This is a genomic window from Hyphococcus aureus (assembly GCF_042643165.1).
In the GTDB taxonomy this organism is placed as follows: Bacteria; Pseudomonadota; Alphaproteobacteria; order Caulobacterales; family Parvularculaceae; genus Hyphococcus; species Hyphococcus aureus.
In genome coordinates this window covers 1239395-1263863 of the sequence record NZ_JBHRSH010000002.1, presented here as the reverse complement: position 1 = coordinate 1263863, position 24469 = coordinate 1239395, and the positions used below count along the sequence as shown (strand labels likewise).

Annotated in this window: 23 protein-coding genes; 13 read left to right on the top strand and 10 right to left on the bottom strand. The window is 58.9% G+C overall.

Features of this window, described 5'->3' with window-relative positions; genetic code table 11:
- Positions 1-54: 54 nt before the first annotated feature.
- From ACFOOP_RS18950 to ACFOOP_RS18940, 3 genes are read left to right on the top strand one after another with little or no spacing between them, the layout of a single operon-like run.
- Entirely contained in the window at positions 55-654 is a 600-nt protein-coding gene (locus ACFOOP_RS18950) for an RNA polymerase sigma factor (protein ID WP_379882731.1), read from the top strand.
- Positions 635-1102 carry a hypothetical protein gene (locus ACFOOP_RS18945; protein WP_379882730.1) on the top strand — a complete coding sequence of 156 codons (468 nt, stop codon included), beginning with the start codon at positions 635-637 and terminating at the stop codon, positions 1100-1102. The genes ACFOOP_RS18950 and ACFOOP_RS18945 overlap by 20 nt, the downstream gene beginning before the upstream one ends.
- Positions 1087-1671: a periplasmic heavy metal sensor gene (locus ACFOOP_RS18940; protein WP_379882729.1), complete on the top strand. Its 585-nt coding sequence runs from the start codon at positions 1087-1089 to the stop codon at positions 1669-1671. Before ACFOOP_RS18945 ends, ACFOOP_RS18940 begins: the two co-directional genes overlap by 16 nt.
- 8 nt (positions 1672-1679) lie before the next feature.
- Here the strand turns inward: ACFOOP_RS18940 and ACFOOP_RS18935 are convergent, their stop codons facing one another.
- The gene (locus tag ACFOOP_RS18935) at positions 1680-2975 is read right to left on the bottom strand and encodes a gallate dioxygenase (protein WP_379882728.1); all 1296 of its coding nucleotides are present in this window, start codon (positions 2973-2975) and stop codon (positions 1680-1682) included.
- Positions 2976-3147: 172 nt separating this feature from the next.
- Here ACFOOP_RS18935 and ACFOOP_RS18930 point away from each other — a divergent pair, with 172 nt between their 5' ends.
- Entirely contained in the window at positions 3148-4620 is a 1473-nt protein-coding gene (locus ACFOOP_RS18930) for an amidohydrolase family protein (protein ID WP_379882727.1), read from the top strand.
- A 1-nt stretch (position 4621) separates the two neighbouring features.
- Here ACFOOP_RS18930 and ACFOOP_RS18925 read toward each other — a convergent pair whose 3' ends face one another.
- The 3 genes from ACFOOP_RS18925 to ACFOOP_RS18915 form a co-directional block, all read right to left on the bottom strand.
- Positions 4622-6310, bottom strand: coding sequence for a YcxB family protein (locus ACFOOP_RS18925; protein WP_379882726.1), 1689 nt, complete (start codon positions 6308-6310; stop codon positions 4622-4624).
- Between the two features lie 86 nt (positions 6311-6396).
- A complete protein-coding gene (locus tag ACFOOP_RS18920; RefSeq protein ID WP_379882725.1) occupies positions 6397-7092 on the bottom strand; it encodes a hypothetical protein in 696 nt (231 codons plus the stop codon).
- A gap of 23 nt (positions 7093-7115) precedes the next feature.
- On the bottom strand, positions 7116-9356 hold the full coding sequence (locus ACFOOP_RS18915) for a sensor histidine kinase (protein ID WP_379882724.1): 2241 nt from the start codon (positions 9354-9356) through the stop codon (positions 7116-7118).
- A gap of 265 nt (positions 9357-9621) precedes the next feature.
- On the opposite strand from ACFOOP_RS18915, the gene ACFOOP_RS18910 reads away from it, so the two are divergent.
- The 5 genes from ACFOOP_RS18910 to ACFOOP_RS18890 are packed head-to-tail and all read left to right on the top strand — an operon-like array spanning position 9622 to position 14990.
- Positions 9622-10620, top strand: coding sequence for an N-acetylornithine carbamoyltransferase (locus tag ACFOOP_RS18910; protein ID WP_379882723.1), 999 nt, complete (start codon positions 9622-9624; stop codon positions 10618-10620).
- Positions 10617-10928 (top strand): cupin domain-containing protein, encoded by a 312-nt coding sequence (locus ACFOOP_RS18905; RefSeq protein WP_379882722.1) that lies wholly within the window; start codon positions 10617-10619, stop codon positions 10926-10928. Before ACFOOP_RS18910 ends, ACFOOP_RS18905 begins: the two co-directional genes overlap by 4 nt.
- A 4-nt stretch (positions 10929-10932) precedes the next feature.
- Entirely contained in the window at positions 10933-12261 is a 1329-nt protein-coding gene (locus ACFOOP_RS18900; protein WP_379882721.1) for an acetylglutamate kinase, read from the top strand.
- Positions 12258-13220 (top strand): N-acetyl-gamma-glutamyl-phosphate reductase, encoded by a 963-nt coding sequence (gene argC, locus ACFOOP_RS18895; protein ID WP_379882720.1) that lies wholly within the window; start codon positions 12258-12260, stop codon positions 13218-13220. Before ACFOOP_RS18900 ends, argC begins: the two co-directional genes overlap by 4 nt.
- A gap of 21 nt (positions 13221-13241) precedes the next feature.
- Positions 13242-14990, top strand: a complete 1749-nt coding sequence (locus ACFOOP_RS18890) for a monovalent cation:proton antiporter-2 (CPA2) family protein (RefSeq protein ID WP_379882719.1) — start codon at positions 13242-13244, stop codon at positions 14988-14990.
- Here ACFOOP_RS18890 and ACFOOP_RS18885 read toward each other — a convergent pair.
- The 4 genes from ACFOOP_RS18885 to ACFOOP_RS18870 all read right to left on the bottom strand — a co-directional run bounded on the left by ACFOOP_RS18885 (position 14987) and on the right by ACFOOP_RS18870 (position 19218).
- The gene (locus tag ACFOOP_RS18885) at positions 14987-16150 is read right to left on the bottom strand and encodes a DegT/DnrJ/EryC1/StrS family aminotransferase (protein WP_379882718.1); all 1164 of its coding nucleotides are present in this window, start codon (positions 16148-16150) and stop codon (positions 14987-14989) included. The two genes, ACFOOP_RS18890 and ACFOOP_RS18885, sit on opposite strands and share 4 nt — an antisense overlap.
- The gene (locus ACFOOP_RS18880; protein ID WP_379882717.1) at positions 16147-17097 is read right to left on the bottom strand and encodes a Gfo/Idh/MocA family protein; all 951 of its coding nucleotides are present in this window, start codon (positions 17095-17097) and stop codon (positions 16147-16149) included. Before ACFOOP_RS18880 ends, ACFOOP_RS18885 begins: the two co-directional genes overlap by 4 nt.
- A gap of 195 nt (positions 17098-17292) precedes the next feature.
- Complete coding sequence (locus ACFOOP_RS18875) at positions 17293-18648, bottom strand: class II 3-deoxy-7-phosphoheptulonate synthase (RefSeq protein WP_379882716.1); 1356 nt, start codon at positions 18646-18648, stop codon at positions 17293-17295.
- A 291-nt stretch (positions 18649-18939) separates the two neighbouring features.
- Positions 18940-19218 (bottom strand): hypothetical protein, encoded by a 279-nt coding sequence (locus ACFOOP_RS18870; protein WP_379882715.1) that lies wholly within the window; start codon positions 19216-19218, stop codon positions 18940-18942.
- Positions 19219-19419: 201 nt separating this feature from the next.
- Between ACFOOP_RS18870 and ACFOOP_RS18865 the strand changes: the two genes are divergently transcribed.
- A complete protein-coding gene (locus ACFOOP_RS18865; protein WP_379882714.1) occupies positions 19420-20127 on the top strand; it encodes a winged helix-turn-helix transcriptional regulator in 708 nt (235 codons plus the stop codon).
- Here ACFOOP_RS18865 and ACFOOP_RS18860 read toward each other — a convergent pair.
- Both ACFOOP_RS18860 and ACFOOP_RS18855 read right to left on the bottom strand, forming a co-directional pair.
- A complete protein-coding gene (locus ACFOOP_RS18860; protein ID WP_379882713.1) occupies positions 20124-20762 on the bottom strand; it encodes a 3-oxoacid CoA-transferase subunit B in 639 nt (212 codons plus the stop codon). The genes ACFOOP_RS18865 and ACFOOP_RS18860 overlap by 4 nt on opposite strands.
- On the bottom strand, positions 20762-21466 hold the full coding sequence (locus ACFOOP_RS18855) for a CoA transferase subunit A (protein ID WP_379882712.1): 705 nt from the start codon (positions 21464-21466) through the stop codon (positions 20762-20764). Before ACFOOP_RS18855 ends, ACFOOP_RS18860 begins: the two co-directional genes overlap by 1 nt.
- 64 nt (positions 21467-21530) lie before the next feature.
- Here ACFOOP_RS18855 and ACFOOP_RS18850 point away from each other — a divergent pair, with 64 nt between their 5' ends.
- From ACFOOP_RS18850 to ACFOOP_RS18840, 3 genes are all read left to right on the top strand, one after another.
- Positions 21531-22574, top strand: a complete 1044-nt coding sequence (locus ACFOOP_RS18850; protein ID WP_379882711.1) for a hypothetical protein — start codon at positions 21531-21533, stop codon at positions 22572-22574.
- Between the two features lie 87 nt (positions 22575-22661).
- Entirely contained in the window at positions 22662-24068 is a 1407-nt protein-coding gene (locus tag ACFOOP_RS18845; RefSeq protein WP_379882710.1) for a serine hydrolase domain-containing protein, read from the top strand.
- A complete protein-coding gene (locus tag ACFOOP_RS18840; protein WP_379882709.1) occupies positions 24065-24457 on the top strand; it encodes a metallopeptidase family protein in 393 nt (130 codons plus the stop codon). Before ACFOOP_RS18845 ends, ACFOOP_RS18840 begins: the two co-directional genes overlap by 4 nt.
- Positions 24458-24469 lie beyond the last annotated feature (12 nt).

The following is a 24469-nucleotide window of genomic DNA, read 5'->3' as shown; positions in this document are numbered from 1 at the left end:
TTCTGGCGCTGCGCCTGCTGGGGGCGCGGCGCCGGGCAAAACCAGACCGGCGCTTTGTTGAAGCAGGAAACGGATAGCGATGAAGCGCTGGTGCGGCGCGCGGGTCTCGGCGACAAAGCCGCGGCGGCGCAACTTGTGGAAAGGCATACACGGATGATTTACGCCTCAAGCTATCGCATGCTTGGCTCCGCCGCCGCCGCAGAAGATGCGGTGCAGGAGACCTTCTTGCGCTTGTGGCGTCATGCGGGGAAATGGAAACCACAAGGCGCGAAATTTGAAACATGGCTGTATCGGATCGCCATGAACTATTGCCTCGATCAGCTGCGCAAGACGAAGCGCGAGGCGCCGGAAGAGGCTGCGCCCGAGCGCGCCGACAGCGGCGACCGGCAGGACCAGAAAATTTTTGCAGCCGAGCGGCGTTTCGCCATCGACGAGGCGCTTGAGAAGCTGCCTGAGCGGCAAAAGCTTGCGATTACGCTCTGCCACTATCAGGAAATGAGCAATATTGAAGCGGCCGAGATTATGGATGTCAGCGTTGAGGCGCTGGAATCGCTGTTGGCGCGGGGACGGCGCGCTTTGCGAACAAGTCTTGCGCCCATGCGGGAGCATTTGATGGGGAAAATGGATGATGAACATGGCGCCCATATCAACTGAACGCCTCGAAGCGTTGCAATTTTGCGCCGATGCTTTCGGCGGAGATCCGGCGCGCTGGCCAGCGGAGCGCCGTGCCGAGTTCGCTGACATTCTCGATACGAATGAAGCTGCGGCTGTCCTTGCTGAAGCGCGCACGCTGGACGGGTTTTTGAATGCGGCGACAGCGCCGCGCATGAGCGAAGATCTGATGAACCGCGTCATGGCGAATTATCAGCCGCCAAAAGCGCAAGCCGGCCTGTTTGATTTTCTGCGCAGCCTTGCGCCGGTCATGCGTCTTGCGCCCGCTGGCGCGCTGGCCGGCATTGGCGCGCTCGGCATGGCGTCCGGCGTGATGAGCGCTTCCGCGCAGGAAACGTTGACGCCGGAATATGAAGCGCTCGCCTATATGGACGATCTCGCCCTTGGCGAGCTTAGCGACGACGGAGGCCTTTCATGGGACGCGGAGTAATCATTGGACTGGCCGCGCTTTTATTTTTGTCGCTCGCGGTCAATATTTTTGCGCTCGGTCATGTCTCCGGCCGGATGATCGCCGGCGGTGACGGTCCCCCGCATCACACCGGCGAGCGCGGTCCCCGTGGCGGTTTTGAAGATCCCTTCAAGATTATGCGCTACGCGGAAGAGCTGTCGCCGGAGTTGCGCGAGCGTTTTCGCAGCGCCTTCCGCGAGCAACTTCCCGTCATGCGGTCGAGCCATGGCGAGGTCGGCGCTCTTCGCCGCGAGCTTGGCGTGCTTATGAGCGCGCAGGAATGGGATGAGGCGGCGATTACGGCGAAGCTGAAGGAAATCGACGTGGTGCAGCAGCGCCAGCGCGACGCCTTCAACCAAGCCTTTATGAGCGCCTTTGAAAGCCTTCCCGCTGAGGAGCGCAAGCGCCTTATCGACACCGCAAATGAACGCAGGGCCGAACGGCGCAAGAAATGGAAAGACGGACGCATGGAACGGCGCGGTCCGCCGCTGGGCAAAGCCTCGGCGCCCCCACCGCCTGACGATATGCCGCCGCCGCCGGAAGACGATTAGACAGCGGTCTATTTCGCCGGCTCTTTATTATCCCAGTCGGTTTTCCCTTTATCTGTTCCGGCCACGGAATACATGATCTGTGCGTTACGGGTTTTCTGGAAGTCCTCCAGCGTTTCGCCGCGCATGGCGGCGTAGATATGCAGGTTTGACGTGCCGACCACGGCGCCGAGTTTTTCCAGCATGAAAAAGATCACGCCATAGTGGATAAGCCCGCGCCAGTCGCGTTCGCGCACCAGGGTTTTTTCTTCTTCGGTGAGCCCCGCTTGCTCAAAGCTTTTTTCCGGATCATCGAGAAAGAGCTTGCGATGCGCCGGCTCCACCAGACTGTGCAGATAGTTGTTGAGACGGAATGCTTTCACCCCGCGACCTATGGTGAAAGGATAGGTGCCGTCGAGTTTTTCGACGCCCGCGACTTGGTGGTTAATGCGCTTCAGATAGGCCGCGTCCATTTCTTCCGGTTTTTCGTCGGAGCGCTCTTCAATCACCATATTTGCGATCGCGCACATGGAAGGCAGATAATAAGCCTTGTGCGTCGTCTCAACTTTTTTCGAGAGCGCGCCGCGCATAATCATCCACATGACAATTTCGGCGCCTTCAAGTCCGCCAAGTTCGGCGAGCTCGGCATGGGTCATGTCGAGCAGCCCCTCGGGGTCTTTTTCAAGACGCTCCATGAACTCCATATCCCATGGCGTGTTGTTGAACCCGCAGCGTTCGCCATGGACCTGATGCGACAGTCCGCCCGTGCCGGCGATCGCAACCTTGATGTCTTCGGGATAGTGTTGGATCGCGCGGCGGATCGCCTGACCGAGCTTGTAGCAACGGCGCATGGTCGGCGCCGGAAATTGCAAGACCCCCACCTGAAACGGGATCAGTTTCAGCGGCCAACCGTTTTCATGGGGCAACAGCAACCCGAGCGGTGAGAAGCAGCCGTGATCGAGGCCTTTGTTCTGGAAGGTGGAGATATCGAATTCATCCGCAACCAGACCTTTTGCAATATGTTCGGCCAGCGCCGGGTCGCCCTTTATTGGTGGGATCGCGCGCGGCCCGCCGCCTTCATCGGCTGAATAATATTCGTCGCCGACGCCAAGAGTGAAATGAGAATAATGGTCGATGAAAAACGACGTCATGTGATCATTGTAGATGTAGAAAAGAACATCAGGCTTTGTCTCGGCGAGCCAGTCCTGCACCGGCTCATAGCCTTTGAAGATCGGCGCCCAAACGGGATCGTTCTGTTTCCCCGCGTCTTGTGCGAAAGAAATAGTGGGCGTGTGCGATGTGGCGATCCCGCCGACGATCCTGGCCATAATGTTTCTCCCTGTTTTTTCAACCCATGCTTACCGCATGGATGGCTGCTTCGGAAATGCGGCGCAAACGCTATTAGTGAGGGCGCCACCTTCACAGAGCGCATTTCTCTTCCTAAATAGATTTTCCGCAATAAAGCGGGCGGGGGGCAGCCCCGACAGGGAAGGAAAAATAATGAATGTGCGGCGGGGCCTTGGGGCGATTGGAATTTTATTGGTTGCGGCGGCGATATGGCTCGGGATTGCCGCTACGGGTTATCCGCGCGCATTAACGCCGCTAAAGGCGGCGCCGCGCGCTATCCAGATCGATAATGTCAGCATTCTCACCATGGCGCAGAGTGTGGCGCAGGGTGAGGCGGAAACTGAGAGTGCGCCGCAATCGCTTTTGGTTATTGATGGTGTGATCGCAGGATTTGGCGATGCAAGCGCAATTGCGCTCCCCGATGATCTGAAGGCGGATGATATCGTTCACATCGATGGCGGCGGCAAAACGTTGATGCCGGGCCTGATCGACGCTCATGTCCACATCTGGGACGAAGCGGAGCTAGCCGGTTATCTCGCCCATGGGGTGACGGGCGTGCGCAATATGTCAGGCATGCCGTTTCACCTGCCGCTGCAAAAGCGGATCGAGGAGGGACGCATTCTCGGGCCTGATTTCATCACCACGGGGCCTATTTTGAACAGCCCGGGTCAGAATCAGCAGGACAATCATCAGCTTGTCGTCACCGCAGAAGAAGCAAGGGCGGCGGTCGCCAAACAATATGAGCAGGGCTATCGCGCCCTCAAAGTCTATTCAAATCTTCACCGTGAAGCCTATGACGCTGTCACCGACGAAGCGGCGAAACGCGGCATGAGCATTTCGGGACACACGCCCGAAGGCGTGCGCGCCGCCGGGGTTCCATACGAGAAACCTTTCGACATTGCCTTTGAAGAATCGCTGGGGCGCGGCTTCACCACCATCGAGCATGTGGAATCGATCGTCTGGCATGGGCTGCGCGATCAGCTGGACGAGGCGGCGATGGATGAGCTTGCCGAAAAGATCGCCGCATCCGGCGAGGCGGTGACGCCAACGCTGATCGCCCATGACAATCTGGTGCGCGTGGCGGAATCAAAAGGCGCTTATCTGAACCGCCCCGGTGCGGACACGATTAACCCGCTCTTGAAAATGCTTGATAGCGGCACCTACGAATTTTGGAGCGGCATGGACCCGGCCCCGCGCGAAGCGCCCCGGGCGGCGTTCTATCTGAAGGCGACAAAGGCCCTGCATGACGCCGGCGTTCCGCTCGTCGCCGGTACGGATGCGGGCATCTTCACCAACCTGCCGGGATCGGTCATGACGCGCGAATTGGAATTACTCGTTAAGGCGGGGCTGACGCCCTATGAGGCGCTTCAAACCGCCACCGTCAATGCGGGTTCAATCCTGAGTTTTGAAAAGACGGGCGTCATCGCCCCCGGATATCGCGCGAATTTAATCCTCGTCGACGGCGACCCCTTGCGCGATGTCAGCGTCATTGAAAATCCATCAGCGGTGATGATCGGCGGCAAGTGGCTCGACAAAAGCAAGCTTGCAGAGTTGCGCGAAGGCGCGACGCAAACATCGATCCCGCGGTCGGCGCGGCGGGCCATCGCCATGCTGCGCGATCTTTAATTTATTCCGCGGCGGTTTTCTTCTCTGGCGGCGTTTCGGCTTGCTGCGCTGACGCCGCCTCTTGTTGCTTCGCCTTGGCTTCCAGTTGCGCGGCCTTTTTCAGGGCTGAGTTCAAAATCGCCGCGGTTTCCGAAGGCATTTTCGGCGCAGGTTTTTTCACCGGTTTTGACGTTTGCGGTTTTTCCGGCGCTTCAGGCGTGGGAGCCGCTTGTTGTTGGGCGGGGCGCGCCTGTGTGGGCGTTTGCGCGGGTTTAACGAGCGCAGGTTTCGCTGGGGCGGTTTGAGGCGCGGGCTTTGGAGAAGGCTTTGCTTGCGCGCCTTTGGGCGCCGGTTTGATTTGCGGTTTCACTTGCGCCGGCGCTGCTTGCGGCGACGGGCCAGGTCTCGCCATCGCCGCCACTGCGGGAGCCGGGCGGGGTTTTTGCGTTGGCGCCGCCACTGCTTTTGGGACAGGGGCGGGCAGTTGTTGTTGCGCCTCTTTGTCGCCGAGGGAGCGCATCATCCGTCCGTGTTCCGCATCGCTCTTTTGTTTCTTGGCAAGGGTGATGTTGCGTTTGGCGTAAAGCGTGAAATCTTCAAAATGAGCCTTGTTGAGGAAGGCGCGTTTGGGCAGAGCGATCACCTGTTTCGGCGCGATGACGAGATAGCCGAAGCGTTTTGATTCAGCATATCCGCTGAAGGCGCCCCATTTGATGATGTCGGTCGCGCCGTGACGCGCATGAAAGACGCCTTCCTTGTTAAGGCTCACCGTCGTCAGATCGGTTTGTGCATAGGGCCAGTCGGCGTTTTTGCGGAACGGATGTGCGGGCCCGCGGAAATAGCTCGACTTGGTCACCAGGATCGCGCCAGCCGCGAGCGCGGCGGCGATGGCGGCGCCAGCCTGAACCAGACTGTAGGTTTGAAACGCGACAAAGCCGCTTGCGACGGCGAGCGCGGCGAAGGTCAGGAACAGGAACGGCGCCCAGGGCTTCCATGCGCAAAGCCGCCGGATGAAAAAAAGCTTGCCGTCGCGCTTTTTGAAATATTGCGCATAATAATCGTCCAGATCGCCGCGCACGGCCTCATAGACGATGCTCAAGGGCTTTGCGAGATGCGCCTCTTCATAGGGGCACGCCTTGTTGATGAGGCTCCCATGTTTCACCATCATCAGGTCATAGAAATTGTCATTGGGAATGACGTTTTTCGGGATGAAATCATATCCGCCGTCCTTGCGGTGGAAGACGATGCTGGATTTTCGTTTTTCGATCGCCCTGATGTTTTGCCAGCTGATTTTCTTCACGGCGAGCGGACCCATGATCGTCAGCTTTTCAGCGGAGAAAATGAACTCGAAACGCCCGGCGTTCAGGCTGTGATTTAAGGCCTCTTCCTTGTGCGCGGCGGCGCGCTTGCGGCGCGCCTTGAAGATGGCGACGGCCGTCAGGATGGCGGCGATGGCGAAAGACGCGCTGGCGCAGAACAGGTAAAACGGCGCGGGATTTTCATGAAAGGCGTTAAGAACGCCGTCCACGGACAATGCTGGCGCCGTCGCCGTAATCGCCGTGACGGCGCGCCAAAGCCCGAACATGGCGGCGCAGAAAACAACACCAAGAAGGTTGAACGATATGATCAACCCGGCCTTGGCGCGGTCGAATTTTTTCCGCGTGTCGGCTAGGGCGTTCGCAATATCCTGTTTGTCGATATCAACGCGCATGGGCGGCGCCTTTGTTATGGGGGCGCAATCCTCGCGGGCAGGCGGTAACGCGGCGTAAAACCGGCCATTACATTTTCAGTTTAATGCTATGCATTATCCAAAAGATGGGGCGGAGGATTCAACCAAGGAATGTAGCGAAACCCATCTGGTGCAATTAAGGGACGCGCACCCATCATCAAGTATCCGCCCTTAGGCATTGGTTCAAAGCGGTAAATATAGAATCGAAAACCAAATGGCGGGCCCGTCTCGCTCAAAGGCCAGCCCATCACGTGGCCATGATGCACAAAAGAGTCTTGGTAGGCTGATTGTAGGCGTTCTAATGTTTTTCGTAATCTTGTGTCGCTACATTTACTTATGTGCTCGCCGAAGCCAATCGTGCGACTCACTAGCTCTTCGAGTAAAATTGAATAGAATTTCATCCATCCAAATTTTTCAGTTTTCGAAGATTCTACTATGGGCCCATAATATGGCTCTGCCTCAACAAGTTTCCCTAGCTCTTGTCTGAGTGCGGGTAGTCGGAAGTCTGTTAAAGTCATAGGGCCTTGAGCAGCGATAAAATTGCAAGCCTCTTCTAAGAAGCTAATCGCGCGTGATCGGTCAATATTTGGATGAGCAATATAGTCGGCAAAGAATCTAAGGCTATCAAAGCCATCTTCAGATGGTCTTGATGCCTCCAAATAGATTCGTGCACGAATTAGAAGGTCAACAACAGAAAAACTGTCATCAATTTTGCCGCTTTCAATCTTAGAGTATAATTGGGAAAGCTGTTCTGGCGGCGGCATGATTCAAGCCAATAAGGTGCGGATTACTCCGCCGCCTGTGTGGCGACGACCGTAACGGGCTGCGTGTCGCGCCCCGTGAGGATATGCGCTTCCTTGCGGATGAATTGCGGCAGGCGGACTTTTGCGGCCTGACGGCGCGGGAAGGTGGCGCAGGCGACGGTGCCCTTGCCCGGCTGGGAGGCGAGCGCGAGGATGCCGCCCTGCATATCCATGAGCGATTTCGACAGCGCCAGACCAATGCCGGAGCCGGACCCTGTGCGAGAGAAATGGCTTTCGGTGAGCTCAAACGGCGCGCCGAGTTTGGTCAGTTTCGCGCGGTCGATGCCGGTTCCGGAATCCGCGACGATCACGGTGACGCCGTCGAGATCCGCTTCGGCGGTGAGGGTGACTTCGCCGCCATGGGGCGTAAATTTCAGCGCATTGGACAACAGGTTCAGCACCACCTGTTTCACCGCGCGTGCGTCCGCCCAGACGGCGGGGGCGTGGGCGACAGAGGTGGTGAGTTTGACGCCGGCGTCCGAGGCGCGCTTGGCGACGAGGCGGGTCGACTCGTTGAGAATTTTTTCCAGCTCGATGCGCTTGGGCTCGAGGGTCAGGCGCCCGGCCTCGATCTTCGACATGTCGAGAATGTCGTCGATGAGTTCGAGCAGATGGCGCCCGCTCGACAGAATGTCGGTGACATATTCCTTGTATTTGTCATCGCCCAGCGGCCCGTAAAGCTCCGACTGCATCAGTTCGGAAAAGCCGTTGATGGCGTTCAGCGGCGTTCTCAGCTCATGACTCATATTGGCGAGGAACTCGCTTTTGGAACGGCTCGCTTCTTCGGCGCGGTATTTCTCATACTCATATTTGCGCAAGGCTTCGGACAGCTCCTTGCGTGAGGCTTCGAGATCTTCGACCGTGTCGCGCAATTCGCGTTCCTTGCGCTTTTGCGCCCAAGCGCGGCGTTTGAGGTCGGTGACATTGGTGGCGACGCAAACATAGCCGCCTTCGGCGGTCTTGCGGCGCGAGACATGGGCCCAGCGTGAACCGGGCAAGGCGACTTCGACATTTTCCTGTTGCTTGTCGTCAAGCGGACCGAAATGCGACGCCAGCACATCACCGGCGACGCCGGCGCAGGTGACGACTTCCTCAATCGTCAGGCCCGGCTTCAACATCTTTGCAGGAATGCGGAAGATCGCGGCGAAGCGCTTGTTCCAGATCGCGAGCCGTTCCTGCGCATCCCAGAGAACGAAGGCTTCGGGGATGCTCTCAATGGCGTCTTTAAGGCGGGTCTCGGCGATCGCCGCGCCCGGCGCCAGGGTCGATGCGCCTGCAAGATCGAAAGCGACGCCCGCGCGATGAAACCGCGTCGCTTCCGGTGAGGTGCGGAAATAGGAGCGGGCCCAGCCGCCGCCGGGCTCGCGCACGCGCACCACGCCTTCGGAAACGCCGGAAGGCTCGCCGGAAAGAACCGCGAGTGCGGTGCGCAGGTCTTGCGGATGAACTAGCGCTGAAATCTCGCGCATGGTGAATTTGCGGTCGCGGGCGGAAAGGCCGAGCGGCTGCAGGAACGCTTTGGTGAGATGCACCATGCGGTCCTTGTGGTCGTAGAACCATGGCGAGCAGCGCCCGCCGGTCAGCGCCGCATTGAATTCCGTCAGGGTAGACAGCGCATGCGCCGCAGAGGCCGCTGCGCGCGACTGGCGAATGAATGCGGCCATGAGCGACGCAATGGCCAAAGTGATGGCCCCGAAAATAATCGCGAATAAAATCCAGACGCGCGAGCGATCAAACATGTCGCGTGCGGGCGCGGCGACCAGCAATGCGTCGCCATTGTCGAGCCGGCGCCATGCGACGGCGATATCGCCGCCGGGAAGATCGAGGCGTGCATCCTTTGCGTTGTCGAAGTCGAGGGAGCGCAGCGTCCCTGCTGGGATGTCGATAATATCCGTAGCGCCTGCTGCGGTCAGAATGTCCCCCGAAGGCGACAGGTGAAACAGCGCGGTGAGGCCGCCCGGCCGGACGCTCGTCATCGTCTCGCGCACCGGCGCGCCGGTCATGATGGAAATATTAAGCGCTGCGGCGCCGTCGCTCGCCGCCTGTGCAAGGCGCAGCTGCGTTTCGGTCTCGCGCAATTGCGCTTTTTCATTGAGTTCAAAAATGAACAGCGCGGCGAGGGCGATGAGGAAGGCGCCTGTCAGGGCGGCGAGACGGCGCGGGCTTAGCGCGTCAATGCGCGCGGCCAGTCTTTCCCCGTCCAGATGCTGCTGCTCATCCGCCATTTTTGTTTCCGCCGCCGGGCCCTGACGGAGCCCGCTTATTAATTCGGGACGCCGCCTGATGAGTGAACTGGACGAGGCCCCTCGCGCTCCAGTTGTTGAAAATACCATCCCCGGACGCCAGACGCCATCGAGCCTGCCGGTTAAGGAATTGGAAACTATTCTGTTTCGCCGCTGACTGTCACCTGCGAATCGGCGCGGCGAGGACCGACGATTTTCCCCAAAAGGAGCGCTTGGTTTCATCGCGGCGTCCCGCTAAACAGCCGGGATGAAACACTTTTTGAACACCGCTGATTGGTCCCGCCCGGAACTTCAAGCCATGATCGACGAGGCGAGACGCCTGAAGACATCGCCCTATGGTGATGTTTTGAAAGGTAAAACGGTCGCGCTTCTGTTCCTCAACAACTCCCTGAGGACGCGGACCTCTTTCGATGTCGGCGCGCAGCAGCTCGGCGGGCACGCGGTGGTCCTGTCTCCGTCCGGCGGCATGTGGCCGCTGGAGTTCGAGGACGGGGTCGTCATGGACGGTGACGCCGAGGAACACGTTAAGGAAGCGGCCAAGGTCCTCTCGCGCTATTGCGACATGATCGGCATTCGCGCCTTCCCGAAATTCGTCGACTGGGAGGAAGACCGGAAGGATAAAATCCTTAACGCCTTCGCCCAATATGCCGACGTTCCCGTCATCAATATGGAGACCATCACCCATCCCTGTCAGGAGATGGCCCATGTGATGGCGCTGCAGGAAAGGCTGGGGCCGCTCGACGGCAAGAAATTCGTCCTCACCTGGACTTATCACCCCAAGCCCTTGAACACGGCGGTCGCCAATTCCGCGCTGATGATCGCCGCGAAGTTCGGGATGGATGTGACGCTGCTCTGCCCGCAATCGGAATATCTTCTCGACATGCGGTACATGAGCCAGGCGGAACAGGACGCCAAAGCCAATGGCCGCCATGTCCATGTCACCCATGACATTGATGAAGCCTATAAAGGCGCCGATGTCGTTTACGCCAAAAGCTGGGGCGCGCTGCCGTTCTTCGGGAAATGGGAAGAGGAAAAACCGATCCGCGATCAGTATCGCCATTTCATCGTCGATGAAGAGAAGATGGCGAAGACCAACAATGCGCTGGTCTCGCACTGCCTGCCCATGCGGCGCAATGTGAAAATGACCGACGGCGTTTTCGATAGCACAAACTGCATCGCCTATGACGAGGCGGAAAACCGCCTGCATGTGCAAAAGGCGATCATGAAGGCGTTGGTGTCGTCGTGAAGCTCACGCACACAAAATCCTTCAAGGCTGACAGTGCATGGGGTAGCGAGTTGATAGCGCTTTTCGGAGATATATCCGTTAGAGCGCATTGGACCGACCAGCCCTATCGCTGGCACAAGAATACTGGCCGGGAGGTCTTCATGGTCGTCGATGGGACCGTGGATATGCATTACCGCGAGAATGGCAAAGAAGAAATGATGACCTTGCAAGCAGGCGATGCGCTGACCATTGAAGATGGCGAAGAGCATGTCGCCCATCCAAGAGGCGAGGCGCGCATCCTCGTCATTGAAAACATATATAGCGAATAAAATAGTGACCCAGACCGCCTTCACCCGCCAGACGATCGTCCAGTTGCTCTCCAATATGAGCGACGGCAAGGAAATTCGCGCCTATCTCCAGCGCTTTTCCGAGGTCGATCAGTCGCGATTTGCGGTCATCAAAATCGGCGGCGCGATCCTCAATGAACAGCTCGAAGAGACGGCCTCAGCGCTCGCCTTCCTCCATACGGTCGGCCTGACGCCCATCGTTCTGCATGGCGGCGGGCCGCAGCTCGATCTCGCCTTGAAAGAGCGCGGCGTTGAAACCAAGAAAGTCGACGGGCTGCGCGTCACCGACGCCGATACGCTCGACGTCGCGCGCGATGTGTTCATTGGCGAGAACATCAAACTCGTGGAAGCCGTGCGCAAACAGGGCGTCGAGGCGGAAGGCCTCATCGCCGGCGTGATCGAGGCGGATTATCTCGACAAGGACAAGCTCGGTTTTGTCGGCGAGCCGACGACGATCCGTCAGGGCCTCATTAGTTCGGTCGTGCGCTCGGGCGCGATGCCGATTCTCACTTGTCTCGGCATCGCGCCGGGCGGCCAGATCGTCAATGTGAATGGCGACACGGCGACGCGCGCGCTCGTCGAGGCGCTCCAGCCCATGAAGATCGTGTTTCTGACCGGCGTCGGTGGGCTCTTGGACAAGCATGGCAGCGTCATGCACTCCATCAACCTCGCCTCCGACTTCGACAAGCTGATGAAGGCAAGCTGGGTCGAAGGCGGCATGCGGCTGAAGCTGACCGAGATCAAGCGCCTCCTCGAAGCGTCGCCTTTGTCGACCTCGGTTTCCATCACCACGCCGTCGGGGCTGATCCAGGAACTCTTCACCCATGGCGGCTCGGGCACGCTGGTGCGCATGGGCGAGATGATCAAGCTTGTCACCGACAAGACAGAGCTTGATCGCGACCGCACAGAAGCGCTGGTTGAGAACGCCTTTGGCCGCAAGCTTAAAGGTTCCTGGTGGGACGGGCTCGATCTGCATCAGGTGCATATGTCGGCGAGTTACCGCGCCGGGGCGATCCTGACCAAAATCGATGACTTCATCTATCTCGATAAATTCGCGGTGGTCGAGGATGCGCGCGGCGAGGGACTGTCGCGCACCGTCTGGCGCGGTTTCGTGAAAGACAATCCGGCCTTTTTCTGGCGTTCGCGCACCACCAACGGCTTCAACGCCTTTTACCACGACAGCGCCGACGGCTCGGTGAAGGCGGGGCCGTGGACGGTTTTCTGGAAGGGCGAAAAAGACTGGGCGCGGATTTCACGCATCGCCGAGCGCGTCGCCGCCATGCCGGCGTCCTTTGTGGGAGATGACGCATCATGAGCACGCCGTTTCTTGTTGGTCTTGTCGGCGCCCGCGGCCATACGGGCCGCGAGCTGATCCGCCTGATAGCCGGTCATCCGGAGCTGATGCTCGCTTATGCGGTGAGCCGGGAGTTTGCGGGCCGCCCGGTGGCGGAAGTGGCGCCGGAAGATAAAGACGAATGCGTTTTTGAAGCGCTGAGCCCCGAAGAAGTCGCCAAGCGTCGCGCCGACGTGGTGATCCTCGCCGCGCCGGACGGCGCCGCTGCGCCCTATGTCGAGGCGATTGAGGCCCATGCGCCGGGACGGATCATTATCGATCTGTCCGCCGATTACCGGTTCAATGACGACTGGGCCTATGGCCTGCCCGAACTCAACCGGAAAAACATCGCCGGCAAAACCCGCATCGCCAATCCGGGCTGTTATGCAACCGCGATCCAGCTCGCCATTGGGCCGCTCGTTCCGAAGCTTGGCGGGATTCCGTCCGTGTTCGGCGTCTCCGGTTATTCCGGTGCGGGAACCAAGCCGAGCCCGAAGAACGATCCCGAGCGCCTGAAAGATAATCTCATGCCTTATGCGCTCACCGGCCATAATCATGAGCGCGAGTCGACGCGTCACCTTGGAACAAAGGTTCGGTTCAGCCCGCATGTGCATCCCGCCTTTCGCGGGATTGTCATTACGGCGCATATTCCGCTTGCGGACAAAATGGATGTCGCTGCGCTGACGCAACTTTTTGAAGAAAAATACGCGCGTGAACCGCTCATCGCCTTGCGCAATGCGCCGCCAGAACTTAAAGATGGAACGAACCGCAAAGGCGTTCTCCTTGGCGGTTTCACCATAAGCGAAGATTCTCCGAATGGGGGAGGCGGCCATGCGGTCGTCGTTGCGGCCGAGGACAATCTCCTCAAGGGCGCGGCGGTCCAGGCCGTGCAGAATATCAATCTCGCTCTTGGTCTCGAAGAACTGAAAGGCATTCTTTAGCGGAAGGAATTTACAGGGCCTATGGCGGCGACGGAAAGCGACTTTCTCATTCAGTCTGCAACTTATCTAGGCGCCGCCGCTGTCGCCGTTCCGCTTTTCAATCGCCTAAAGCTCGGTTCCATCCTCGGTTTTCTCGCCGCCGGCGTTGCTGTCGGCCCGTTCGGCCTCAACCTCCTGCATCAGCCGGAGGGAGTTTTCCATATCGCCGAACTTGGGGTGGTGCTTTTTCTCTTTGTAATTGGACTTGAGTTGTCGTTTTCGCGGCTCTGGTCCATGCGCAAACAGATTTTCGGACTTGGCGCCGCGCAGATGACGGTGACCGGCGCGGTTATCGCCTGCCTGTTTGTTCTGGCAGGCGTGATGCCCGCGCCTGCCGCTGCGATTGCGGGTTTTTCACTCGCCTTTTCTTCTACGGCCTTTGCGCTGCAATGGATGAAGGACCGGGGCGAGCTGAACAGCGCTTACGGAACGCAGTCTTTTTCGGTGCTCTTGTTTCAGGATCTGGCGGTTATTCCGCTGCTTGCCGCAGTGCCTTTTGTTGCGGGAGCGGGCGGCGGCGAAAATAGCGTCGATGCGGCGATCAAGGCTGCTGGCGTTGTCGCCATTGTCATTCTTGTCGGGAAATTCGGTCTTGATCGTGTCTTCCGACTTGTCGCCAGCTCCGGCTCGCGTGAGGCGTTTGCTGCAACGGCGTTGTTCGTGGTGGCGCTGGTGTCGCTCTCTGTCGGCTGGGCGGGGCTTTCCATGGCGCTCGGCGCATTTCTCGCCGGGGCGCTTCTGGCGGAGTCGTCTTTCAAGCATCAGATCGAAACCGATATCGAACCTTTCCGCGGTCTGTTGCTCGGTTTGTTTTTTATCTCGATCGGCATGCGCCTCGATCTGGGAATAATTGCGCAGCAATGGCTTTTGGTTGTTGGCGGCGCCTTCGGGCTTGTCGCGGTAAAATCCACTATTCTTTACGCGCTGTCGCGGGTGATGGGGGCGGGCCGGAGCAACGCGCTGAAAAGCGCGGCGACCTTGTCGCAAGGCGGCGAATTTTCCTTCGTCATTTTCACGCTGGGCGTCAGCGCCGCCCTGTTCACCGATGGACAGGCGAGCCTGATGGCGGCGATTGTCACGCTCTCCATGGCCCTGACGCCGTTGCTTTATTTCGGCGCCAAACGGCTCGCGCGCGATAGCGCTGAAAGCGCTGACGGTTTGGCGGAGCCTGAAGGCGGGCGCAATCATGCGATCATCGCCGGGTTTGGGCGCATGGGCCAGATCATATCGCAGGTGCTCCAGAACTCTGGCGTCGATATTATCGCGATCGATCGCAATCCCGGTCATATCCGCAACGCAGAGCGGTTTGGCTTCAAGGTGTATTATGGCGACGGGTCGCGGCTCGACATGCTGGAGGCTGCCGGCGCCGCCGACGCGCGCGCGATCATTTTGTGTATGGACGATCCGAAAGCGGTGAACGCCGCCGTGATCATTCTGCGGGAACGCTTTCCCAATGTGACTATTCTCGCTGTCGCCCATGATCGCATGCATGAGATCGAGCTGAGAAAACTCGGTCCTGATGTGATCGTTCGCGAGACGCTTGAATCAAGCATCCTGATTGCGCGCGAGGCGCTATCGCGCATGGGGCTGGAAGCGGGTGTGATCGAGGATTACATTCAACAATTCAGAGCCATCGATCGCGAGCGCTTGCTGGCGCAGATCGACTCCGGCCCTGAAGCAGGACGGCATTTTATCCATCAACCTTATAAGAGCCCGGAAAAATCGGCCTAAGACACAGCCTGACGCACCGCGTCGCAGATGTAATCCACCTGCTCGGGGGTCAGGTAAGGATGCATCGGCAGGGAGAAAATCTCAGAAGCGACTTTCTCCGTCGCGGGCAGGCCATTCGCCGGCGCATAATTGGCGAATGCCGGCATCAGGTGCAGCGGCGTCGTGTAATAGATCGCCGTCGGCACGCCCATGGCTTTCAGTTTTTTCACGACCTGATCGCGGTTATCGACACAGAGCGAATAATAGCCATATCCGGAATTGGCGCCTTCGATCTGCGTTTGCGGACGGGCTATATCGGACAAGGCCCGGTCGTAATCGGCTGCGATCCGGCGGCGCGCATCGCGCTCGTCATTAAAGATCGCAAGTTTCTCGAGGAGGATCGTCGCCTGAAACGTGTCCATGCGGCCATTGAAGCCGACGCGCACAGATTCCTTGCGGGCCTCGTCTGTGCCGTGCCAGCGGATGGAGGCCCAGCGTTCGCGGTCGAGGCTGTTCATGCTGAAGATAGCGCCGGCGTCGCCATAAGCGCCAAGGGCTTTGCCCGGGAAGAAGCTGGTGGCGGTCGCGGGGGCGAGGCCGCCGACTTCGCGCCCGTCCAGCTCTCCGCCGAAACTCTGCGCCCCGTCTGAAAGCACAAACAGGTCCTCGCGTGCGGCGATGGCGGCGATGGTGCGGTAATCCGCGGGCGATCCGAAAAGGTCGATCGGAATGACGGCGCGCGGTTGAAGCTTGCCCTCGGCGCGCACCGCCGCGATCCGGTGTTCGAGATCCTTGGGATCGATGTTGAAGGTTCTGGCGTCGATATCGACAAATACCGGCGTCGCGCCGGCAAGGAGAATGGCGTTCGCCGTCGCGTTGTAGGTGAAGGCCGGAACAAAGACCGCATCGCCCTGGCCGACGCCGCGCGCGAGCAACGGAATGATCAACGCCGCCGTGCCGCTGGCGCAAGCAATTACCGTTGAGGCGCCCGTGCGCTCGGCAAGCGTTTCTTCAAGTTCATCGATTTCAGGGCCCGCGATGTAGCGGCCATGATCAAGCACCGCCTGCAATCGTTTTTCAATGGCGGGGCGAATGCGGCGTTGCTGGGCTTTCAGATCAATAAACGCGATGTCGCCGACAGCCGATTTGCCTGCAATGGATAGATTCACAACACTGTTCATGCTCGCCGCCTTTCCGGGGTCTTGTATTGATGGGAGGCCATCTCGATTCCGGCCGCCTCTTCGATGCGCAGCGCCCAGTCGAGGGCCATGCGCCCGTCCGCGCCGGTGACTTGCGGCGCTGTGCCCGCCGCAATGGCGGCGGCGAAGGCCGCAGCGCCATAAGCCAGGGGATCAGTAAAGGAGAGCGGCGCATCCTCGCCGTCGAAACAGGCGTGGAGCGGCGATGGCGTTGTGTTCTCCGCTGCGCGCTTGATGAAATCAAATTCGATGACGCCGTCTTCATAGACCAAAGTCATGCGGCGCTCGGGCGCCCCGTCTCGGCGAGACGCCGCCAGCGACACCGTCGCGCCATTGTCGAGCGTGAGTTCAGCATCGGCGGCGTTGCTGTTCCCATATGCGGAGAGAGTTTTGATTTCTGCGCCGGTGAGCTTCCGGATGAGGTCGATGTCATGGATCATCAAATCAAGCACGACTGACACGTCTTCGCAGCGTCCGCTGGCGGATGTGTGGCGGACGCAGTCGATTTTCACTGGCGATGATTTGCGGTCAAAAAGACCGACGGCCTCAGCGACATAACGTTCCTGGTGTCCGACCTGCAGGATCAGTCCTTGCACCACCGCCAAGGCGACCAGTTCGTCCGCCTCTTCGAGCGTCAGGGCGACCGGTTTTTCGACGAAGACATGGCGGCCTGCGCTCAACGCCCGACGGGCCAGATCGTAATGTGCGATAGCCGGCGCCGCGATGACGACTGCGTCTGAACGATCGAGCAGCGCGTCGAAATCCGTTTCCGCCAAGACATTATGCTTCTTGGCTTGTATCAGCGCCTTTTCAGGATCGAGATCATAAACACAAGTGAGGTCAACGCCATCAAGCCCGGCGACCTTTCCACAGTGATATCCGCCAAAAACCCCGGCGCCAGCGACGCCGATTTTGATACGCTTGGTCACAAAAATACTGCTCCGCCAGTTGCGCCCCGTTGACCGGCGGGACCAGCCCCCCTGAGAAAAGCCGGACCCAGTCTTGTCTCATGATACTAACCTGCATCGCAGCGCAGGAAAGCACCAGTAGAGTTTAGGGCGTTCACACTATATTTCCACCTGTTTCGCGGCAGGTGTTAAGAGCAATAGTTGTTTTATTTGTCCCTATCCGGCGGTTCGGCGGGCTTTGAAGCGGTCAGCAAGAATGAACGCAAGATCAAGGGATTGGCTTGCATTCAGGCGTGGATCGCAATGGGTGTGGTAGCGCGAATGGAGGTCCGCCTCCGATATTTCCTGGGACCCGCCCAGGCACTCGGTGACGTTCTGGCCGGTCATCTCGAAATGGACGCCGCCCGGGATCGCCCCCTCGCCATAGCAGACATCGAAGAAAGAGCCGACTTCGGACAGGATGGCGTCCACATGGCGGGTTTTGTAGCCCGTGCCAGCCTTCACCGTATTGCCGTGCATCGGATCGCATGACCAGACGACATTGCGGCCTTCGCGCTGAACAGCCCGGACCAGCGGCGGCAGGCCGTCTTCGACATTGCCGGCGCCGAAACGCGAAATGAGAACGATGCGGCCTTCCTCATTGTTCGGATTGAGAACGTCGAGCAGGCTGATGAGTTCGTCGGGATCAAGGCTCGGTCCGCATTTCATGCCGATGGGATTTTCGACGCCGCGGCAGAACTCAACATGGGCGCCGTCAAGTTGACGCGTACGGTCGCCGATCCAGAGAAGATGGGCCGAGGTATCGTACCATTTGTCTGTCGTCGAATCGACGCGTGTCATTGCGCTTTCAAATCCGAGCAGCAGCGCCTCGTGACTTGTGTAAAAATCAACTTCGCGAATGGCGCGCACTGTCGATCCGTCAATGCCGCAGGCTTCCATGAAGGTGATCGATTCGGAAATCTTGTCGGCGATTTCGCGATAGCGATTTTCCTGCGGATTGCCGGAAACGAATTCGAGGTTCCATTTCTGGACGTTTCTGAGATCGGCGTAGCCGCCATAAGCGAAAGCTCGAATAAGGTTCAGCGTCGCCGCAGCCTGCCCATAAGCGCGCAACAAGCGTTGCGGGTCCGGCGCCCGCGCGCCCGCCTCGAACTCCATGGCGTTGATGTTGTCGCCGCGATAGCTCGGCAGCGTCTCGCCCTCGATCGTTTCCGTGGGGGAGGAGCGGGGCTTGGCGTATTGCCCGGCGATGCGGCCGACTTTTACGACCGGCACGCCGGCGCCGAAGGTCATCACAACCGCCATTTGCAGGAGGACGCGGAAGGTGTCGCGGATATTATTCGCGTGAAATTCCTTGAAGCTTTCGGCGCAATCACCGCCCTGAAGCAGAAACGCCTCGCCCCGTCCGACACGCGCCAGCGACTGGCGCAGAGTCCGGGCTTCGCCCGCAAACACCAGCGGCGGATAGGTCGCAAGCTGCTTTTCCACCTCGGTTAAGGCGGCCGGTTCCGGATAGTCGGTCGGTATGTGCAGGGCGGCTTTTTCTCGCCAGCTCTGAGGCGTCCAGGTCATGTCAAAAACTCCTTACGGAAAAGGTCTTTAGCCTGTGGAAGACGGCGCCGCAACAAGCCCCGGGCGGGGGAATTCCGGTTCGCGACTTATTGCTATTTTCGGGACATGAACGCGCGCACGATCTCTGGATTTTCAGATGACGAAAAAAGCGCCCTCGCAAAAGGGCGCTTCAGTTATCAGGGATTTTCTCAGGGTTTATCCCGCTCGAGTCGGGCAGGGTGGAAACAGGGACGCCCGGCCCGAGCGGAATTTCGTCGCGGCGGCCAGCAATTGGCCGCTCAGTCTTGAAGGTCAGACCTTGATGGTCAGTTCCTTGACGTTGCCGCGTTTGACTTTGCATTCGGCTTTGATGGTCTCGCCGGCGGTCGGGATAAGCTCAAGAGAGATCCGCTTCATGGAGCCGCCGGAACCGGTGAGGAATTTCGCCTTATATTCACCGGCGGTGACGACGCCCTGGGCTTCAGCGGCTGCGGCGCAGGCGTCTAAATGGGCGCTCCAGTCTTCGGCTTGTGCGGGGGCGGCGAAAGCGGCTGCGGCCAGGGCCAGGCCAGCTAGGATATTGTTACGCATAGGGTTTCTCCATTTTCCGTGCGCCCGGCGTAGCGCTGTTTTTATTCACCGATTGAAAACAATATGGATATTACTATATACAAATGAAGTGTCAAATATATTTTGCACCTAGCTCACGATCTTGTTACAGGCACGACAAGTTAGTCGTACTCATAGTAGGATCAGGAAAAATAGCCTGGAAACGGGCCGGGAGGACGCCGAATGGCGCGGACATATAATCAGGACTGCATTCTGGCCCATGCGCTGGACCTTTTGGGCGAGCGCTGGACGCTCCTGATCATCCGGGATCTGTTTTTAGGGCCCCAGCGTTTTGGCGACTTGCAGGCGGCCTTGCCGGGCATCGGCGCCAACTTATTAAGCAAGCGGCTGAAAGAACTCGAAGAGGCCGGGTTGATTGAGGCCGTCTCCACCGGCGATGCGCGGGGACGGTATCGTCTCACCGATACGGGCGAGGCGTTGCGCCCTTCCATCCGCACCATGATGAAATGGTCGATCATGTATTTCTTCGAGCGGCCTGAATCCTGTCCGGCGCGGGAATGTATTTATACGGACAATCTCCAGCCTGACTCCGTTGCGCTGGCGATCGAGATTTTCGCGGCCTATTGCCCGGAGCCCGAGAATAATTACGTCGCGCATATCCTGATCGACGATTTTCCGTACACAATCTATAATATGAATGGGCAAATGACTGTCCGCCGCGGCGGCGATGGCCCTGCTGTGGCGACCATCATTTCCGATGTGGCGACGATCATGCAGTCATTCCGGATGGAATTGACGACTGAAGAAGCGAAGTCCCGCATGAAGATGAGCGGCGATCAAAAAGCGCTCGCTCATCTCTTGCGCTGCATCGTGCACAAGGAAGTGCACGATAGCGAAAACACCGTCACGCCGCTGGCGGCGTCGTTTTAAACCGCAATTTCGAAGTCGGCCTCGGTCTGGGCTTTCACGTCGTCAATCGTGACGCCGGGCGCCAGCTCCGTCAGCTTCATGCCTTTGCCGCGCTCAATCTCGAAAACGCCGAGATTGGTGATCACCATATCGACCACCTGCTGACCGGTCAGCGGCAGCGAGCACTCGTGAAGCAGTTTCGGATCACCCGCCTTGGAGGCGTGGTCCATCACCACAACGACGCGCTTGACGCCCGCGACAAGATCCATCGCGCCGCCCATGCCTTTCACCATCTTTCCCGGAATCATCCAGTTGGCGAGGTCGCCTTTTTCAGAGACTTCCATGGCGCCGAGAATGGAAAGGTCGATATGACCGCCGCGGATCATCGCGAAGGAATCCGCCGATGAAAAATAAGAGGTGCGGCGCAATTCCGTGATCGTCTGCTTGCCAGCGTTTATGAGATCAGGATCGACCTCGTCATCATAGGGGAAGGGGCCCATGCCGAGCATGCCGTTTTCCGATTGCAGCGTAACGTCGACGCCGTCCGGAATGTAATTCGCCACCAGCGTTGGAATGCCGATGCCGAGATTGACGTAAAAGCCGTCTTCGAGTTCCTTGGCCGCGCGTTCGGCCATCTGATTTCTATCCCACGCCATTATGCAGTCTCCCGTTGACGGACAGTGCGTTGTTCGACGCGTTTTTCATGATCGCCCTTGATCAGGCGCTGCACGTAAACGCCCGGGGTGTGAATGCAATCAGGATCAAGGCTGCCAAGGGGCACAATCTCTTCGACTTCGGCGATGGTGACCTTGCCGGCGGTCGCCATCATCGGATTGAAGTTGCGCGCCGTCTTGCGGAAAACCAGGTTGCCCTGTTCGTCACCTTTCCAGGCTTTGACAATGGAAAGATCGGCGACAAGGCCGGTCTCCATAATATAGGTCTCGCCGTCGAACTCTTTATGTTCCTTACCTTCGGCGATCAGCGTGCCGACGCCGGTCTTGGTGTAAAAACCGGGAATGCCGGCGCCGCCAGCGCGGCAGCGCTCGGCGAGGGTTCCCTGCGGGTTGAACTCAAGCTCCAATTCGCCCGAAAGATATTGCCGCTCGAACTCCTTGTTCTCGCCGACATAGGACGAAATCATTTTTTTGATCTGCCGTGTTTGCAGCAACAGGCCGAGGCCGAAATCGTCGACGCCGGCGTTGTTCGAGATGACGGTCAGGTCTTTGACGCCGCTATCGCGAAGCGCAACAATCAGGTTTTCAGCGATCCCGCAAAGGCCAAAACCGCCTGACATGACTGTCATGCCGTCAAAGGTCAGCCCGTCCAGCGCGGCCCGGGCGTCAGGGTAAATTTTTTTCATGGGCAAGCTCCAAATTCGGTTTTTGCACTAGCGTAAAAGCGCTGTTAAGTCCACAAGATGAGCAATGACGACCGCGACAAATACGACGCCGAAAGATGTGGGCGCGCTGGCCCGCGATCCCGCCTGGTTTCCCCACGCTCTTGACGCGAACCGGCGCCTTCTCGCGCTCGCGCGGATTGATCGTAACGGACTTTCAAACGAACCTTTTCTCGACCAGCGCATGGAGAAATCCGTTACCGGCTCCATGACCGCGTCTTTTGATGATCTTGCCGCGGCGGCGCCGGCGAACCCGATGCCGTCGTTTATCTTTCATACGGCTTTTTGCTGTTCCACGCTCATGGCCAAAGCGCTTGATGCAAACGGCGCTGTTCTTGCGCTGAAAGAACCGAATGTCCTGATGGAGGCGGCGAATGTCTTGCGCATGGCGAAGGGCGCCGGGGTTGAAACTGCGCGCAAGACGGTTTCTGCGACCGTCAATCTGCTGGCGCGGCCGCACCAACCGGGTGAGCGCATCCTGATAAAGCCCACCAACACAGCGAATAATATTGCGCCGCTCATTGTCGCTTCCGGCGCGCCTGTCATCCTTCTTTACGGCGACTTGCGCGGGTTCCTGTTGTCGGTCCTGAAAAAAGGCGAGGCGTGCAAGGCGTTCACGCGCAAACAATATACGATCTTCGCCCTCGACGGGGAGGGCGTCGCAGCGATCCCGGAGCGGCAGGCGCTCGGCTTTACCGATCTACAGATCGCGGCGCTGGTCTTGCGCCATCAGATGGAAATGTTCGCGCGCATTCTTTCCTCTGGCGCGGCGAATGTTCGCTCGCTTTATTACCGCGATCTTCTGAAAGACCCGCAAGGCGTGTTGAAAGCGGCGGCGGCGCATCTGAAGCTCGATCTGCCGGACGACAAACTCGCCGCCAATGTGGGCGCCGTCTTTTCGAAAAACTCGAAATTCGAGGATCAGGAATATACTCCTGAAGAACGCTCCCGTGATGAGCGCTCGCTCGAGGATCGCCATCGCGAGGAGCTCGACCTGATAGAAGGCTGGGCGCGGCAGTTAAAGCTCGCCGTCGATGTGGGCGAGCGCCTTCCAAAACCGCTGATAGCCTGAGACCTGCCCCGCGCGCATCTGCAACTTGCCGCTGACAGGATGGCTCGGGCCCGGTAAGCTTTCCGCCCAAATAACACGGAACTGTTCATGTCCTTGCGAAATAATATTCTTATCGGGGCGGCGGCCATTGCTGCGGCTTTTCTCGTTCAGGCCGGCCTCAAAGCCGACCGGCTCGCGCGCATCGGCGCCGGCTACAAGGCGAAGATTACCTGTTCGGAACTCTTTGTCGCCGGCCGTGAGCGCGGGGCTGTCATCCCCCATGAATTTGACGGCATGCCCGATGCCATGAAGCAGATTTCAGTTGTCGTCGACAGCGATGCGAAAACGGTCCGCGCAAAAGGCCCGCTTGGTTTCGGCGCTGCGCGTGCGATCTATCGCGAAGGCTATGGCTGTACGCTTGCGAATGCGGGCCGCGTTGCGCCGTTGCCGCCGCCGCCGGCCGGGTTTGCCATCGAGCCCTGGGCGGAGGCGCCGCCGGTTTCCGGCAAAGCGCTGATGCGCGTTGATTATGGCGCCGTTGATTTCGCGCTCACGCGCGCCTTTGAAGACAACGGGCCGAACCACCGTGCGGTGCTTGTGGCGGTGGACGGCAAGATTATTGACGAGCGTTATGCGGATGGATTTGACGCGGCGACGCCGTTCCTTTCCTGGTCCATGGCCAAGAGCGTGACTGCGACGCTGGTAGGTGCGGCGGTGGAGCGCGGCTTCATTGATATCAATGATCCGGCCCCGGTTCCTGAATGGGAAGGCGATTCTGAAAAATCAAAAATCACCTGGAATGATCTCCTGCATATGCAGTCAGGATTGGCGTTTGGAGAGGATTACGATCAGGTGCGTTCGGATGTGAACCGCATGCTGTTCGAACGCGCGGATGCTGGCGGCATGGCGGCGCGGAGCCCTGTTGAATATGCGCCGGGCGAAGTCTGGTATTATTCGAGCGGAACGACCAATCTTATCGCCCGCACCCTGCGCCAGGTTCTGGAGCATGAGGGCGTCGACATATACGCTTTTGCGCAAGAGGCGATTTTTGAACCCGTTGGCGTCGCAACCATAACGATGGAGCCTGACGCAACGGGCTCTATCATTGGCTCCTCTTTTGTCTATGCGACGGCGCGGGACTGGGCGCGGCTCGGCCAGCTCTATCTTCAGGATGGCGTCTGGAACGGTGAACGTCTGTTGCCCGAAGGCTGGAAAGATTACGTCAAAACACCCGCCGGCGCGTCGGATCGTCAGTATGGGGCGCAATTCTGGCTGAACCAGGATGGCGAAGATGGCAGAGAGCGTTTCTTCTCCGGTGTTTCTGAAGAGATGTTTTTCTTCGCAGGCCATGAAGGCCAATATGTTTTCATCATTCCCGACAAGAAAATGGTTGTTGTCCGGACGGGGATGGTCCGCGGCCGCCCCGCCATGAAAGAAGTCGCGCCATTGCTGAAAGAGCTTTATGACGCTGTTGGCTTTCCCGAAGACGGTCCCGGCGGAGAAGCCGCGCGGTGAGCGCGCCGGGGGTGGACGAGCCGGACCTTGATACCTTCGATCGTCTGGTGCGCTCGGCCTATGCGGGGCTTCCGGCGGCGTTTCGCGCGCTTTGCGGCAATGTCGTCATTCATGTCGCGCAGGAGGCTGAGCGGGAGCTTCTCGACGAGATGGGGATCGCCGATCCGCTGGAGCTTTCCGGCCTTTTCGAAGGGGTCGAGTTCGGCGCGGCGGAAGAGGCGCTTCCCAACCATGTCCATCTTTACCGCCGCTCGATCATGGCCGAATGGCGCCAAACCCGCGGCCTCAGCCTCGAGGATCTGATCACGCATGTGCTGGTCCACGAAATCGGACATCATTTCGGCCTTTCCGATGAGGATATGCACGCTATTGAAGAAGCGGCGGAGTAGCCGCTTCACATG